The organism is Mesorhizobium sp. M0698 (assembly GCF_040320455.1).
Classification (GTDB): Bacteria; Pseudomonadota; Alphaproteobacteria; order Rhizobiales; family Rhizobiaceae; genus Mesorhizobium.
Map to the genome: position 1 here is coordinate 130,875 of NZ_JAMYPQ010000003.1, position 15,470 is coordinate 146,344.

Genomic DNA, 15,470 nt, shown 5'->3' on the forward strand with positions numbered 1-15,470 from the left:
CGAGCTCCGTCGAGCAACTGCCAGCCAGGTCAAAATAGCGCGATCCGTCCGGCAGTACCAATCGCTTAATCCAGGCGGGCAGCTTGTGCAAAAAGCCCCGGACGAACCGGGGCTTTTTGGTCTCGCATAGTCGGAGTGCCGGCTATTCCGCCGGCGACGGTTTCTTGCGGAACAGCGCGACCAGATTGTCCCACAATTCGATCTTGGCGCCTTGCCGCTTCATGATCACACCCTGCTGCAGGATCGACAGTGTGTTGTTCCAGGCCCAGTAGATGACCAGGCCGGCCGGAAAACCCGCCATCATGAAGGTGAAGATCACGGGCATCCAGGTGAAGATCGCAGCCTGCGTCGGGTCCGGCGGCGTCGGGTTCATGCGCATCTGCAGGAACATCGTCACACCCATGATCAGCGGCCAGACGCCGATCATCAGCATGTGCGGCAAGGTAACGGGGATCAGTCCGAACAGGTTGAAGATCGACGTCGGGTCCGGCGCCGCCAGATCCTGGATCCAGCCGAAGAACGGCGCGTGCCGCATCTCGATGGTGATGTAGAGCACCTTGTAGAGCGAGAAGAACACCGGGATCTGCAATGCCACCGGCCAGCAGCCGGCGAGCGGATTGATCTTTTCGGTCTTGTACAGCTCCATCATCGCCTGCTGCTGCTTCATCTTGTCGTCCGCGTATTTCTCGCGGATCTCGAGCATCTTGGGCTGCACCTTCTTCATGTTCGCCATCGACGCATAGGACTTGTTGGCGAGCGGGAAGAACAGCGCCTTGACAATGACGGTGGTGGCGAGGATCGCCAGACCGAAATTGCCGAAGAATTTGTAAAGCGTGTCGATCAGCGAGAACATCGGCTGAGTTATGAACCAGAACCAGCCCCAATCGATCAGCTTTTCGAAAAGCCTTATCTTGCGATCTTTCTCGTAAGCATTGATCTTGTTGACTTCCTTTGCGCCGGCAAAGATCTCCGATTCAATGGTCTTGGATTCGCCGGGCTGCAGCGCAATCGCGTCCGTGCGGAAGTCGGCTTGATAGCGATGACGGCCGTCCTCGTAATAAGCGAAGTTTGGCTGAAACTCCTGCGCCTCTGTCGGCACCAGCGTCGCCGCCCAGTATTTGTCGGTGATGCCCAGCCAACCGTCCTTGGACTTGCTCGGTGTGTACTGCTTGTTTTTCTCGAGATCGGCGTATTTGTGTTCCTGCAGGCCTTCGCTGCCGGTGACGCCGATCAGGCCTTCGTGCAACACATAGATGCTGGCGACCGCCGGCTTGTCGAAGCGGGTGATGCGGCCGTAATTGAACAGCGAGACAGGGCTGCTACCGGAATTCTGCACGGTGTCGGAAACGGTGAACATGTAGTCGTTGTCGACCGAGAATGAGCGTTTGAAAGTCAGGCCCTTGTCGTTGGTGAAGGTGAGCGTCACTGGTGTAGCCGGCGTTAGCGTCGGATTGCCGTCGACGTTCCAAACGGTCTTGGGTCCCGGCAGCGTTCCCACCTTGTCTTCGCCAACAAAGCCGATCTCGGCGAAATATCCGTTCGGCAGCGACTCAGGATTGAGCAGCGCGATCTTGGGTGAGTTTTTGTCGACCGTCTCCGTGTAGTGCTTGAGCTTGAGATCATCGAGACGCGCGCCGGTGAGGTTGATCGAGCCTTCGAGGCTCGGCGTGTCGATCTTGACGCGGCTGGTCGAGGCAATCGCCTGGTCGCGGCTGGCCGGCGTCACGGCGTCGCCGCCAGGCGCGCTCGGAATGGCGCCCGGCTGCACCGGTGTTTCGCTGGCGCCCGGGCTGGTGCCTTGGGCAGCCTTCTTCTGCTCCGCCACGCGCTGCTCTTCGATGCGGGCGGCTTCGCGCTGCATCTCGCTGCGCGGCATCACATAGAAATATTGCCAAAGCGCCAGGATCAGCACCGACAGTGCGATGGTGATGAAGAAGTTGCGGTTGTTTTCCATCGAAGCCCTTGGCCTATCGTGTTCCACGCAATCTGCGGGAGAGTTCGGCCTTCAACTGGCCGAACGGAGTGGTAAGCACGTCTTCGCGCCCGACGATGACATAATCATTGCCGGGCGCCATGTCATCCGCGGCATGCGTGCGCACGGCCTCTCTCAGCCGCCGCCGGATGCGGTTGCGAACGACGGCGTTGCCGACCTTCCTGGTGACGGTGTAGCCGACGCGCGGCGCCTCGCTGTCGCCGCGGCCCAGGACCTCGACGAGGAAAAGCCGCCCGCGGCGCTTTTCGCCGCGGCGGACAGCCAGGAATTCCGCGCGCTTCAGAAGCCGCTTGGGATGGGCACCCGTTGGCTTGCCGGTTGCGGGCAACGATCTTGTCTCTCGCTTGGTGCTCAGGCGCTGAGACGCTTGCGGCCGCGGTTGCGGCGGGCTGCGACGACGCCGCGGCCACCCTTGGTGGCCATGCGGGCACGGAAACCGTGCCTGCGTTTGCGGACGAGTTTGGACGGCTGGTAAGTACGCTTCATTTGTTTAAATACCGCGGGGTGCGGCCCTTCTTGATTCTGTCACTTTGTAACAGGAGCTTTGCCGGGCCGGTTTTGGCGCGATCGAAACCGCGCCGGGACGAATGGCCCGAGCGTGAGCGGGCTTATAGAAAGAAGGGTTTTGGAAGTCAATCCAGCGTGTCGGGCCGGCATTGTCGGACCGGCATCGAAGTCTTGCGGCCCTTTGTCCGGCTTCGGCCAAGGATGAATTTGGCAAAAAAGCCGCAATCGCCTAATCTCACCCGATCAAGCGATCGTGAAGACGAGCAGTCCCTAAGACAAGCAGCCGTGATGACAGGCAGCCGTGACGACGAGCATGAGTGAAGTCCCAGCAACCGACGAACGCATCGCCCAGGCGAAGGCGGCCACCCGCAGGGTGCCGCTGGCGCGCGGCCTGTCGACCAAGTTGCTGCTGCTCACCATCGTCTTCGTGCTCTTGGCCGAAATCCTCATCTTCGTGCCCTGGATCGCCAGCTACAGGCTGAGTTGGCTGAAGGAGAGGCTGAGCACCGCCGCCGCGGTTTCCATCGTCCTGGTGCAGGGCGAACCTGCCTCGCTGTCGCGTGCCGCCCAGAACGACGTACTGATGGCGATCGGCGCCAAGGCGATCGCCGTGCGCGACGGCGGCGTCTCGCGGCTTCTGGTCGTGGCCGAAATGCCGCCGCAGGTCGACGAGCATATCGATATCGCCAATGTCGGCATGATCAAGGGTATGACCGGCGCGCTGGACACGCTGTTTTTCGGCGGCAAGCGGATGCTGCGCGTTTTCGGGCCGGTCGGCGACAGCGACAAAGAATTCGAGCTGATCATGCCCGACCACCGCCTGCGCAATGCCATGCTGATCTATTCGCGCAACGTCGCCTTCGTCTCGCTGCTGATCTCGCTGTTCACCGCCATGCTGGTCTACGCCGCGATAGACCTGATCATGATCGGCCCGATCAGGACGATGACACGCTCGATGCTGTCCTTTTCCGAGGCGCCCGACGATCCCGGTCGCATCATTCACCCCGCCGCCCGGGCCGACGAGATCGGCGTCGCCGAACGCGAGCTGTCGCAGATGCAGGAGCGGCTGCAGAAGATGCTGACCGAGCAGAAGCACCTGGCCGATCTCGGCCTGGCCGTGTCGAAGATCAACCACGACATGCGCAACATCCTCGCCTCGGCGCAACTGATGTCGGACCGCCTGCGCCAGGTCAAGGACCCGACCGTGCAGGCCTTCGCACCAAAACTGCTGCGCGCGCTCGACCGTGCGGTGTCCTACTCGGAGGGCGTGCTGGCCTATGGCCGCACCCAGGAGCCGCCGCCGTCGCGCCGCAGGCTGCGGCTGCGCCAGCTGGTCGAGGACGTCCAGGGCCTGCTCGACATCGAATGCGGCATCGAATTCGTCAACGCCGTCGATCCGGTGCTCGAGGTCGACGCCGATTCCGACCAGCTGTTCCGCGTGCTCACCAATCTTAGCCGCAACGCCGTGCAGGCGATGGCGGCCGACACCGAGAGCGCCGTGGTGCGCCGCCTGACCATATCGGCCGAGCGCATCGGCAGCGTCAGCCGCATCGTCGTCACCGACACCGGCCCCGGCCTGCCGCCAAAGGCGCGAGAAAACCTGTTCGCGGCATTCCGCGGCTCGGCCCGCAGCGGCGGCACCGGCCTTGGCCTGGCGATCGCCCATGAATTGATCCGCGCCCATGGCGGCACGGTGGAGCTGGTCGAAAGCATCGGCGGCCGCACCACATTCGCGGTCACCATTCCCGACCAGCCGGTCCGGCTCGACCAGGCCCGCAACGGACTGCGCCGCCCGGCGTAACGAACCGTTTCGTTACGGACCGTTTCAATTCGCAAATGGTTGGTCCGAGGCTACGAGCCATCAGCTCGGCCGCCGTGCAACGGCGTCTTTCGTTACGGGCCGTTCCGATTGGCAAATGACTGATCCAAGACGACGACCTATCGGCTCGGCCGCCGCGTGACGCGATCTTGCCTTCGCCGGCCGGCGCATGACGGCAAAACATGACGGCAAAACTTTTGGCCAGGATCGGCTTGCTTTTCGCAAATTCAGTCGCTAGGGAACAGCTCACATTCGCGGCCGGTCGCCAGGATCGGATCGCGGGGCTATGCAAAGCATGGCCTGTTGCGCGCCCGTAGCTCAGCTGGATAGAGCACCAGACTACGAATCTGGGGGTCAGGAGTTCGAATCTCTTCGGGCGCGCCAATAAACTCATGCCTACCCCCGGGAACATAAGTAACAGAATCTACCACCGGTGGCCGGAAAGTCGCGAGGGCTGAGCGCCATCCATGCCAAAAAGGGGATCGTCAGCTAATGCTGGGCTCAGTCGGCCTGCTTAATCTCCGGGCCCGGTTCAGTCGGCGGGCCTGGCGTGCAATCCTGGCCAGTGCATTCCTGCACGGGATCTTTCGCCGGCGGGAGACAATTTTGGCCTTCACAATGAACGGGCGGCTGCGTTGTTGCGGCTTTATTGTTCTGCGGCACAGGCCGATCCTCAGCGCGAACGGCCGGCATTCCAACGTCGATCATGGCCGTGCACAAGAGCGCAATCCGAAGCAAATTCATTTTCGCCTCCGCAACTGACAGCGAGACGCAGATTATACCTTCGAACTGCGGCCAACATCCTGTCACCCGCGAACGGCGTTAACAGCGCGTTTCATTGCCGGTCGGAAGGGCGTACCGATTGAGATCGAGCGTCGTCCTCTTCCTGGCAAAATAGCGTCAGAAACGGGGCTTTCGGCCAGAGGTGACTGAAGCCAACCTTCCGATTTTCCTGTACACCTGTTCGAAGGGTTCGAGGTGCGTTAGGGCCTCGCATATTCGAGGTTTTCAGTTCTTTCACGGGGGAACGTACATGACGGCATTCAACAGCGTCCGCTTCCGGGTCAAGCCGGGTAGTGAAGACGAATTCGTCGAACTGTTCAGCAGCGCTCCGCGCAATTTCGAGGGATTGCGAAAAATGGCTCTCATCAAATCGGGAGATGGCGCCTTCTTCTCGATTGGAGAGTGGGACACTTTTCAGCACATGGTCGATGCCAGGCCCAAAATGCTGGGCAATCTTGATCGGTTCCGGCATACGTTGCAGCAGCTTGAGGGCGGATATACGGATGCTGTTTCCGGCGAGACTGTCTTCGAAACGGACGGCAGGAGCAGCGGCAGGTCGGTATAGTTTCGCACTTCGAAAAGCTTATGCCGTGCGCCACTTCCCGGCTCTATCACCTAAACCGCACATTCCCCCTGGAAAGCTCTGCCACCGACCTGCATCCCATCAGCCGCATGTCGCGTTCGATCTCGGTTCGCATCAGGCCGAGCGCCCGTTCGACGCCGGCCTGTCCGGCGGCTGCCAGCGGGAAGAGATAGTAGCGCCCGACGCCGACGGCCTTGGCGCCCAGTGACAGGGCCTTCAGCACATGCGTGCCGCGCTGGACGCCGCTGTCGATGATCACGTCTATCTTGTCGCCCACCGCGTCGGCAATCTCCGACAGTTGGTCGAAGGGGCTGCGCGAGCCGTCCAGCTGTCTGCCGCCATGATTTGACAGAACGATACCGGTGCAGCCGATGTCGACCGCCTTTCTGGCATCGGCGACGCTCATGATCCCCTTCAGGCAAAACTGGCCGTTCCAGAAGCGGACCATGTCTTCGACGTCCTTCCAATCCAGCGATGGATCGAGGATCTCGGTGAAATAGCGGCTGATGGAAAGCGCTCCGCCACCGAGATCGATATGGCCGTCCAACTGGGGCAGGCTGAACTTTTCGTGCGTCAAATAGTCGATAGCCCATCTCGGCTTGATCGCGAACTGCATCATGCCGCCGGGCGTAAGCCGAAAGGGGATGGAAAAGCCGGTCCGCAGGTCACGCTCGCGGTTTCCGCCGGTGACGCTGTCGACCGTCAGCATCATCACCTCGACGCCGGACATCTTGGCGCGCTCCATCATGGCGCGGTTCAGGCCGCGATCCCTGTGGAAATAGAACTGATAGACCTGCGGCGTCCTGTGCTTGCGGACTTCCTCCAGGCTGACCGTGCCGAGCGAAGAGACGCCGAACATCGTGCCGAACTTCTCCGCCGCCGCGGCGACGGCGCGCTCGCCGCTATGGTGAAACAGTCGCTGGAGAGCCGTCGGCGAGCAATAGACCGGCATCGCCAGCTTCTGGCCCATGACGGTGACCGACATGTCGACCTGTCCGACGCCGGCAAGGACGTTGGGGACGAGATCGCAGTCCTCAAACGCCGCCGTGTTGCGCCGCAGCGTCGTCTCGTCGTCCGCGCCGCCATCGATATAATTGAAGATCGGACCTGGCAGGCGCTGTTTTGCCAGCCGGCGGAAGTCCTGAAAATTGTAGCAGCTTTGCAATCTCATGAAATCAATCGGGTATATGCCGGGCCCGATGTCAAGCCTGTGCCATTGTCGATCGCCGGCGCTCTCGCCTCAGCCCGCCAGAGCGCCAACCGACTCCCGCTCCACCAGCGGGCATTCGAGCTTGGTGATGGGATAGCGGCCACGACCGGGAGCAGCGGGGACTTCGAGCTGCTCGATCGCCCATTGTCCCATCGCCATATGCGGCAGGATCGACGTCGTCAGCGGCGGGAACAGATGCCGCGCGATCTCCTCGTCGTCATAACCGATCACCGAAATATCCCGGGGGATGTGCAGGCCGGCCTCCTTCAGCGCCTCGTAGCAGCCGATCGCGGTGCGGTCGTTCTGGCAGAAGATGGCGGTCGGCCGGTCCTTCAACGCCAACAGCTTGACGGTCGCGGCATAGCCGGCGCTCGCCGACCAATCGCCTTCGACGACCAGCGCCGGGTCGAACGGGATGTCGGCCGTCGCCAGCGCCCGGCGGTAGCCCTTCAGCCGGTCCTGCGCCGCCTGCATCCAGGGCTCGCCGGTAATGGTGGCGATACGCCGGTGGCCATGGCTGATCAGGTGCCGGGTGGAGCTCTGGCCGCCGGCGATCTCGCTCGGCACCACGGCGGGGAAGGCATAGTCGGCAGTGTAGCAGTTGAGCAGGATGACCGGAATGTCGAGGCCGTAGAGATGGTCCGGCGCGACGATCTCGCGGGTGAAGATGGTCATGTAGATCAGCGCCGAAATGCCCCGCTTGGTCAGCGCCGCGATGGCGCGAGGCTCCATCACCTCGTCGCCCATGGTCTGCGCCACCAAAAGCACATTGCCGGCGTTCCATGAGGCTTGCCGCGCCCCTTCAATGGCGACGACCGCCTCCGGGCTGGTCGCAAGTTGGTCGACTGCGAAGCCGATCACGCCATCCAGCCCGCCGAATGCGGCAACAGGGGCTCGCAAGGCAGAAAACACGGGCGGCGAATAGCCCAGCGTTCGTGCGGTCTCAATCACTCGCTCTCGGGTTTGCTGCGACAGCCTGATGCCTGGCGTGTTGTTGAGGACGAACGAGACCGTCGCCTGCGAACAGCCTGCGGCCCTGGCGATGTCGGTCATGGTGACGCGGCCCTTGGGGTTTTTCCCGGACGGCTTGCGCCGTCTGGTACCCTGAAGGACCGCATCCCGAAGTGGTTCGTTCATGGCGTTAGTCCCTCGAATTTTCGCATTTATAAGGCAAAGCGCCACTAATAGATATAATCGACCCTCTTAGACGATTTAGTCGCCAATCCAAAACGGTTGTGACTGGGGAGGCCTCTCTCGTTTGTGGCGAGTATCCCGATCAACTAATACTCTTTACTAATATCTGGCATCCCTATAACGTCAATCCATCATGCCCGGACGACATCGGACCGCGCGTGTTCGGAACGCGAGCCAGCCTGGTGTCGGACGGTTCCCGTCAGCCGGAGCTCGCCTGCCGTTTCGAGGAAATGTCAGACAAATCGGACTATTTACGAACGACGAATGAGTCTCTAAAGTCGACGATCGCGGCTGGAATGGCGTCGTTCTTCGCTGCCGAAACCCTGAGGAGGAGGGCGTCCAAGCCGCGCCGGCACGTTCATCATCAGCGAAATTACTGAGTCAAATGGGAGGTTGAATATGAAATCTGCGATACGAAATGCGTCCGTCGCCGCTGCGGCCCTGCTGCTCGGCCTGTCCGTCAGCGCAATTGCGCGGGCCGACGACAAGCCGACACTGGCCTTCGTCGTCAACGGCGCTTCCGATTTCTGGAAGGCTGCCGAAGCCGGCGTCAAGAAGGCTCAAGGCGAACTGCCCAATTACAATCTCGAACTCAAATATCCGGAGCAGTCCTCGGTCGCCATCCAGCAGCGCCTTATGGACGATCTGGTGACGGCCGGTGTTAAGGCGATCATGGTCTCGGCCGTCGATCCCAAGACGTCGACCGACGGGCTGAACAAGATCGCCTCGGAAACGGCGTTGTTCACCACTGACAGCGACGCACCGCAGACCAAGCGTGTCGCCTATATCGGCTCTTCCAATGTCGATGCCGGCAAGCAGGCGGCAGAGATCGCCAAGAAGGCAATGCCCGACGGCGGCAAGTGCCTCGGCTTCGTTGGCCTGCTCGGCGCCGACAATGCCAAGGAACGCATCCAGGGCATGAAGGACGGCCTCGCCGGCACCAAGATCGAATTGGTCGACGTGCGTGGCGACGACATCGACCAGGCCCGCGCCAAGAAGAACGTCGAGGACGCGCTGGTCGCCAGCCCCGACGTCACCTGCATGGTCGGCTTCTACTCCTACAACACGCCGCGCATCTATGAAGCGCTGCGCGATGCCGGCAAGCTCGGCCAGATCACCGTCGTCGGCTTCGACGACGATCCGATCACGCTGGGCGGCGTCAAGGAAGGCACCGTCGCCGCCACCGTCGTACAGCAGCCTTTCGAATGGGCCTATCAGGGCATGAAGCTGATGGCCGCCTATCTCGAGGGCGACAAGTCGGGCGTTCCCGCCGATGGCCTGATCATCGTGCCGACCAAGATCATCGGCAAGGACGATGTCGACGCCTACGCCGCCAACCTCAAGGCGATGTCGGGAAACTGAGCGAATAAGTTGCGCCGGCTCAAGGGTTCGCCCTGAGCCGGCGATTCTATTGACGCGCCTCGCAAGGCCCGTCAGTCTGAGGCCAAAACGGCTCACCGGCTGCTGTCAGGCGTGATGAATTATTCCGATCCATCCATCGTTGCATCCACGGCCGCTCCGTTCCTGAGCCTCGACGGCGTGCGCAAGACCTATCCCGGCGTTGTCGCGCTGGACGGGTTCTCGATCGAGGTCAGGCCCGGCGAGGTCATCGGCCTGGTCGGCGAAAACGGCGCCGGCAAATCGACGCTGATGAAGATCCTCGGCGGCGTGACCCGGCCGGACACCGGCACCATCACCGTCGATGGGGTCGCCCATGACAGTCTGACCGTCGAGGCCAGCATCGGTTCGGGCATCGCCTTCGTCCACCAGGAACTCAACCTGTTCGAGAACCTCGACGTCGCCGCCAATATCTTCTTCGGCCGCGAACCGCTGCGCGCCGGCCCGTTCAGGCTGGTCGACCGCGCCAGGCTGCGAGCGCTGGCGGCGCCGCTGCTCAAACGCGTGGGCGCCAATTTCTCGGCCGATACTCCGGTGTCGGCGCTGTCGCTGGCCCAGCAGCAAATGGTCGAGATCGCCAAGGCGCTGTCGATCAAGGCGCGGCTGGTCATCCTCGACGAACCGACATCGAGCCTGCCGATCGCCGAAACCGACAAGCTGCTCGGTGTCATCAAGGCGCTGAAGGCAGACGGCATCAGCGTCATTTTCATCTCGCACCGCCTGCACGAGGTCGAGCGCGTCGCCGACCGCGTCGTCGTGCTCAGGGACGGCATGCTCGCCGGAACCTTGCCGAAGAGCGCCATCAATCACGACCAGATGGTCAAGCTGATGATCGGCCGCATGCTGAAGGAGCGCGAGAAGGCCGCGGAATCGGCGCGCCCGCCGGGCTCTGTCGCGCTGTCGGTCAAGGCCATTCGCACCGCTGCCTATCCCGACCGGCCCGTCGACCTCGATGTCAGGCATGGCGAGATCCTCGGCCTCGCCGGTCTCGTCGGCTCCGGCCGGACGGAGCTGGCGCGCGTCCTGTTCGGCATCGACAAGAGCTTTGGCGGCTCGTTCCAGCTTGACGGAAAAGATCTGGTTCTAGGTTCGGCTGCGGACGCAGTGGCCAACGGTATTTTCCTCGTCCCCGAGGATCGCAAGCTGACCGGCATCCTGCTCGACCTGTCGATTGCCCAGAACATCTCGCTGCCCAATCTGCCGGCGCATTCGCGGCGCTCGCTGGTCTCGGCCGGCGCGGAATCCGCCACCGCCGAGAAGCAGAAGACCAATCTCGGCATCAGGGCGCCCTCCGTCCAGACGCGCACCGGCACGCTGTCGGGCGGCAACCAGCAAAAGGTCGTGCTGGCCAAATGGCTGGCGATGAAGCCGAAGGTGATGATCCTCGACGAGCCGACCCGCGGCATCGACATCGGCGCCAAGGCCGAGATCTACGGGCTGATGCGGGCGTTGGCCGATGCCGGCGTCGCCGTGCTGATGATCTCCAGCGACATGGAGGAGGTGATCGGCGTTTCCGACCGTATCGCCGTCATGCATGAAGGCCAGATCTCCGGCATTCTCGACAAGGACCGGTTCAGCCAGGAAAACGTGCTGCTGCTGGCGGTCGGCAAGCAGCCGAAGTAGTTCGCAGGCATTGGGAGAAGACGATGAGCAAGAAAGATCTCGGCCTGCTGATCCTGATCCTGGTGGTCGGCGCGGTGGTGGCGATCATCAACCCACGCTTCCTGCTGCCGATCAATCTCGCCAACACCTCGAACCTGATCGGGTTGTTCGGCATCCTGTCGATTGGCCAAGCCTTCGTCATCATCACCGGTGGCATCGAATTGTCGGTCGGCTCGGTGGTTGCGCTGCTCGGCGTGCTGTTCATCGACTTCATCGCCACGCGCGGCATGGCCTGGCCGGTCGCCCTGCCGCTGATCCTGGTGCTCGGCGGCATCATCGGGCTGGCGCATGGCTGGCTGATCACCCGGCTCAAATTGCAGCCTTTCGTGGTGACTTTGTGCGGCCTGTTGATCTATCGCGGCGTGGCGCGCTTCTACACCGCCGACGGCACCGCCGGCTTTGCCTTCGGACAGAACTTCCCGGAACTCGAGTTCCTGACGGCGGGGCGGTCCTGGGGCGTGCCGAACAGCTTCATCGCACTGATCGTCATCGCCGTCGTCATGTGGGTGGTGCTGCACCGGTCGGTGTTCGGGCGCTATCTCTATGCCATCGGCAAGAACGAGGAAGCGGCAAAATATTCCGGCATCCGCACCGGCCGCATCGTCATGGCCGCCTATGTCATCTGCGGCGTGCTGACGGCGCTGTCAGCTATCTATTTCGCCATGTACACACGCTCGATCTCGCCGGCGAGCCACGGCCAGTTCTACGAGCTCTATGCCATCGCGGCCGCGGTGCTCGGCGGCTTCTCGCTGCGTGGCGGCGAAGGCTCGCTGATCGGCGTCCTGCTCGGCACCGTGCTGCTGCAGGAGCTGCAGAACCTCGTCAACCTGCTCGGCATCCCGTCCTCGCTCAACTTCGCCGTCATGGGCGGGGTGATCCTCATCGGCGTGCTGGTCGACCAGCAATGGGGCGTGTTCAGGGCGCGGCGGCGGATGCTGGAAGCCACACGCAAGGGCGTGGCGGGTGCTGCCGCTGAGTGACGCAAAAATAGCTGGATGAAATACGCCGACTGCCATGGCAGGTGGCGTGAAAGAGTCAGCCGGAGCTTCGCGACAGCAGTTCAGGTCGGTCTCTATTTGGAACGAAACCCGTATCTGAGCGTTTATTTAAGCTTTGCTGCGCGGAGGCGTTCCATGCCCACGAATCCAGTTAGTACCGCCAAAGTAGGAACTCACCCCCTCCACCCGATGCTGATACCTTTTCCTGTCGCGTTTCTTGTCGGTGCGTTTGTCACCGACCTGGTTTTCTGGGGGACTGCCGATGCCTTCTGGGCACGAGCATCGATGTGGCTGATCGGGGCAGCCATAGTAATGGCCCTTCTCGCTGCGACAGCCGGTTTTATCGACTTCCTCAACGAGCCGCGCATTCGCGCCTTGTCCGACGCCTGGTACCACATGCTGGGCAACTTGACCGCGGTCATTGTGGCACTGATCAATTTCTACCTTCGCTATGCGCAAGGCGCCGAAGCCGCGGTCCGCCCATGGGGTGCGCTCTTGTCGTTCATAGTGGTCTGCATACTGCTGTTCACCGGCTGGAAGGGCTGGGAGATGGTGTATCGGCACCACGTTGCAGTTCTGGATACACCAGCGGATGCGCCAGCGAAGCCTTCGACAACCACTGCCACGGATACTCGTCACGCTGGTCGGGACCGGCACGCCGCATGAGGCCATAATCCCGAAAAGTGGATACCGGTTTCCAAAAAGATATCGGTTAGACAAGTAGCGCCCATACCGAATGCATCGGATGGGCGCTACTTTAGATAAGGCCCGACATGTCGGAGAAGGCCATGGCCTTGCGCAGCACCTCGGCGAAGCGCTCGCCGGCGGCTTCACGAGGGCCGCTATTGTCGATCGAGGTGACACCCGGTCCGGACAGCGCCACATTGGCACTGCGCGCCAGCCGTGCCAGCACTTCGCCGCGCGACTCGCGACCGCGCAATGCCAGCCGCTCGGCCAGGATCTCCGGTGTAGCCGTGATCTCGACGATAGCCAGATTGGCGTAGCGCTCCCGCAGCGCCGGGATGATCGCGCGCGAGACGTTGGCGATCGCGACACGGCCGTTGGAGACTGACCAGTCGACTTCGGCCGGGATGCCGTAGCGCAGGCCATGCGCCTCCCAGGAAATGGCGAAGGCGCCATCCGCTTCGGCCTCGACGAAGGCAGCATCGGCTAGCGTATCGTGATCCTCGGTGGCCGCATCGCTCGGCCGGGTGATCACCCGGCGCACGAACTCCAGCCGGCTCTCGTCGGCAAACACGGCGCGCGCATAGCCGATCACCGTGTCCTTGCCGGCACCGCTCGGCCCGACGACGGCGACGAAGACACCGTCCCGGATCGGAAATCCCGTAGCGGACAATTCACGCTCGACCGATGCCGACACCATCATGCGACTCGGCGTCCCTGCCGCCAGACCGTGCGGACGACCGGGACATGGTCGTCGACGCGCACGCGAACCAGATCGGCGCGCCGGCCGGGCTCGATGACACCGCGATCGGTGAGGCCGACCGCCTCGGCCGGATTCTTCGAGACCATCGCCACCGCCTGTGGCAAGGAAATGCCCTCGACCACGTCGCCGAGGAAGAAGGCTGACTGGATCAGACTGAACGGAATGTAGTCCGACGACAGGATATCGAGCAGGCCATCGCCGGCCAGCGTGCGGGCCGAGACATTGCCCGAATGCGACGCGCCGCGCATGACGTTCGGCGCGCCCATCAATACGCCGAGCCCTGCCTCTTTTGAAGCCCGCGCCGCCTCCTCAGTGGTCGGGAACTCGGCGACGCGCACACCTTGCTCGATCGCTTCGTCGACATGGCCGACGGTTGCGTCGTCATGGCTGGCGAGCACGATGCCGCGCTCTTGGCAGGCAGCGGCGATGAAGCTGCGGTTCGGGCTCGAATTCCTCGCCGATTCCGCCATCCGCTTTTCGCAGAATTTCTGGAAATCGCGATCGGTCAGCTTCAGCTTGCGCTGGTAGTAATAGGCGTAGGTTTCCAAATTGACGAACTGGCGCTGTCCGGGCGCATGGTCCATCAGCGACGCCAGCCTGACCCGCTCGTCGCCGTCGAAATTGGCGAAGGCCGTGAGGCAGTCCGGCGCCGAAACCTCGCAACGCAGATGGAGGAAATGGTCGGCCCTGAGCCGGTCCTGCTGCACGCTGTCCTCGATCGCGTCGGCCAGCTTGCGTATGTCGGCGGCCGTCAGGTCGGCATCCTCGTCCATGCCGACACGCAAGGCGTCGAGCACGGTGGTGATGCCGGCGGTCGCCACCTGCGCGTCATGGGCGAGCACCGCGGCGATCGGGTTCCAGCGCACTTTCGGCCGTGGCGCGTAATGGCCTTCGAGATGATCGGTGTGGAGCTCGACCAGGCCAGGGATGATGAAGTCGCCGCCCATGTCCTCGCCGCTGCGGCCAGCGCCGGGATCGATGGCGGCGATCACCCCATCGCGCAGCACGATCGACCCTTCGACGATCTGGTCGGCGAGCACGATGCGGGCATTGTCAAGAACGGTCTCGGCGGTCATTTCAGGCAGTCCTTGCAGCATTTTGCAGCCAATTGAAAATGAATTGGCTTCGCACCATGCGGTTAAAGCAAATAGTCATTTAGGCAGTTCTTCTGGCCGGGCGGCGCCCGAGCGCGTGATGGGACAGCACCATGAACGGTGCGCCCGGTTCAGTTTCCACAAACAGCGTCAGCGCGTCCACCGCCACCGGCCGTTGCAGCACGTCCGCAAACAGGCTGTCGATTGCTAGGCGAAGACGAGGGCTTTCCTGTGACGACACCCGGCCGGACAGCGTCATATGGAAGCGAAACGTCTCGAAGACATAGGGATAGCCCCACTGGCAGAGATTGCGGAACTCGTCGGGCTTCAGCGAATCGGGGCTGCGCCGTTCGATCTCGGCTTCCGTCAACGGCGCGCGGAAGCGGTCGAAGTCGCGCACCACGTCGTCGGCGAAGCGGTTGAGCGCCGGCAGCGGTGCTTCCGGCAACAGCGCGAAGAAGCCGTCGATCTGGCTGACGATGAGGCGCGGGATCGTAACCACCGGCGTCGCCTCGGCAAAATCGTCGAGTGCTGCACGAAGCGACGTTTCCGTCTCGTTGGAGGCCAGTCTGAAGGGCGCCTTCAGTGTCGCATGAAAGCCATAGCGGCGTGCCGAGGCGGTATGGAAGGCAACTTCTGCCGCCGACAACTCGCCCGCAGCCTCGACCGGCTTTGTGGCGGCACCGAATGGGTCGCGGCCGAGCCAGTTGGCGGCGATACGTGCCAGCGGTTCGTCTTGTCGGGGGGTGAAATAGATCGCGTAGCGCATCGAAAGTCCTCGT

Annotated in this window: 15 protein-coding genes and 1 tRNA gene; 8 read left to right on the top strand and 8 right to left on the bottom strand. The window is 62.5% G+C overall.

Features of this window, described 5'->3' with window-relative positions; genetic code table 11:
- Positions 1 to 142 precede the first annotated feature (142 nt).
- The 3 genes from yidC to rpmH are packed head-to-tail and all read right to left on the bottom strand — an operon-like array spanning position 143 to position 2,479.
- Positions 143 to 1,954: a membrane protein insertase YidC gene (gene yidC / locus NKI16_RS08325; protein ID WP_352568513.1), complete on the bottom strand. Its 1,812-nt coding sequence runs from the start codon at positions 1,952 to 1,954 to the stop codon at positions 143 to 145.
- Positions 1,955 to 1,967: 13 nt separating this feature from the next.
- On the bottom strand, positions 1,968 to 2,321 hold the full coding sequence (rnpA, locus tag NKI16_RS08330; RefSeq protein ID WP_352539960.1) for a ribonuclease P protein component: 354 nt from the start codon (positions 2,319 to 2,321) through the stop codon (positions 1,968 to 1,970).
- 23 nt (positions 2,322 to 2,344) lie between these two features.
- The gene (gene rpmH / locus NKI16_RS08335; RefSeq protein WP_008833937.1) at positions 2,345 to 2,479 is read right to left on the bottom strand and encodes a 50S ribosomal protein L34; all 135 of its coding nucleotides are present in this window, start codon (positions 2,477 to 2,479) and stop codon (positions 2,345 to 2,347) included.
- 334 nt (positions 2,480 to 2,813) lie between these two features.
- Between rpmH and NKI16_RS08340 the strand changes: the two genes are divergently transcribed.
- The 4 genes from NKI16_RS08340 (at position 2,814) to NKI16_RS08355 (ending at position 5,667) form a co-directional block, all read left to right on the top strand.
- Positions 2,814 to 4,301 carry an ATP-binding protein gene (locus NKI16_RS08340; RefSeq protein WP_352568512.1) on the top strand — a complete coding sequence of 496 codons (1,488 nt, stop codon included), beginning with the start codon at positions 2,814 to 2,816 and terminating at the stop codon, positions 4,299 to 4,301.
- Positions 4,302 to 4,626: 325 nt separating this feature from the next.
- Positions 4,627 to 4,703 (top strand) — tRNA-Arg (locus tag NKI16_RS08345).
- Positions 4,704 to 4,811: 108 nt separating this feature from the next.
- A complete protein-coding gene (locus NKI16_RS08350; RefSeq protein ID WP_352905515.1) occupies positions 4,812 to 5,081 on the top strand; it encodes a hypothetical protein in 270 nt (89 codons plus the stop codon).
- A 271-nt stretch (positions 5,082 to 5,352) separates the two neighbouring features.
- Positions 5,353 to 5,667 carry an antibiotic biosynthesis monooxygenase family protein gene (locus NKI16_RS08355; RefSeq protein WP_352620609.1) on the top strand — a complete coding sequence of 105 codons (315 nt, stop codon included), beginning with the start codon at positions 5,353 to 5,355 and terminating at the stop codon, positions 5,665 to 5,667.
- 46 nt (positions 5,668 to 5,713) lie between these two features.
- On the opposite strand, the gene NKI16_RS08360 is transcribed toward NKI16_RS08355, so the two are convergent.
- Positions 5,714 to 6,856, bottom strand: coding sequence for an alpha-hydroxy acid oxidase (locus tag NKI16_RS08360; protein WP_352620611.1), 1,143 nt, complete (start codon positions 6,854 to 6,856; stop codon positions 5,714 to 5,716).
- 69 nt (positions 6,857 to 6,925) lie between these two features.
- Positions 6,926 to 8,032: a LacI family DNA-binding transcriptional regulator gene (locus NKI16_RS08365; protein ID WP_352568509.1), complete on the bottom strand. Its 1,107-nt coding sequence runs from the start codon at positions 8,030 to 8,032 to the stop codon at positions 6,926 to 6,928.
- Between the two features lie 456 nt (positions 8,033 to 8,488).
- Here NKI16_RS08365 and NKI16_RS08370 point away from each other — a divergent pair, with 456 nt between their 5' ends.
- From NKI16_RS08370 to NKI16_RS08385, 4 genes are all read left to right on the top strand, one after another.
- Positions 8,489 to 9,451, top strand: coding sequence for a sugar-binding protein (locus NKI16_RS08370; RefSeq protein WP_023677500.1), 963 nt, complete (start codon positions 8,489 to 8,491; stop codon positions 9,449 to 9,451).
- A 114-nt stretch (positions 9,452 to 9,565) separates the two neighbouring features.
- Positions 9,566 to 11,110, top strand: coding sequence for a sugar ABC transporter ATP-binding protein (locus NKI16_RS08375; protein WP_352568572.1), 1,545 nt, complete (start codon positions 9,566 to 9,568; stop codon positions 11,108 to 11,110).
- Positions 11,111 to 11,133: 23 nt separating this feature from the next.
- Positions 11,134 to 12,129 carry an ABC transporter permease gene (locus NKI16_RS08380; protein ID WP_023677502.1) on the top strand — a complete coding sequence of 332 codons (996 nt, stop codon included), beginning with the start codon at positions 11,134 to 11,136 and terminating at the stop codon, positions 12,127 to 12,129.
- Between the two features lie 153 nt (positions 12,130 to 12,282).
- Positions 12,283 to 12,813, top strand: coding sequence for a DUF2231 domain-containing protein (locus NKI16_RS08385; protein WP_352620738.1), 531 nt, complete (start codon positions 12,283 to 12,285; stop codon positions 12,811 to 12,813).
- 91 nt (positions 12,814 to 12,904) lie between these two features.
- Here NKI16_RS08385 and phnN read toward each other — a convergent pair whose 3' ends face one another.
- The 3 genes from phnN to NKI16_RS08400 form a co-directional block, all read right to left on the bottom strand.
- Positions 12,905 to 13,534: a phosphonate metabolism protein/1,5-bisphosphokinase (PRPP-forming) PhnN gene (gene phnN, locus NKI16_RS08390; protein WP_352455997.1), complete on the bottom strand. Its 630-nt coding sequence runs from the start codon at positions 13,532 to 13,534 to the stop codon at positions 12,905 to 12,907.
- Entirely contained in the window at positions 13,531 to 14,670 is a 1,140-nt protein-coding gene (locus tag NKI16_RS08395; protein ID WP_352576376.1) for an alpha-D-ribose 1-methylphosphonate 5-triphosphate diphosphatase, read from the bottom strand. The genes phnN and NKI16_RS08395 overlap by 4 nt, the downstream gene beginning before the upstream one ends.
- A 79-nt stretch (positions 14,671 to 14,749) precedes the next feature.
- Entirely contained in the window at positions 14,750 to 15,457 is a 708-nt protein-coding gene (locus NKI16_RS08400) for a DUF1045 domain-containing protein (RefSeq protein ID WP_352619339.1), read from the bottom strand.
- Positions 15,458 to 15,470 lie beyond the last annotated feature (13 nt).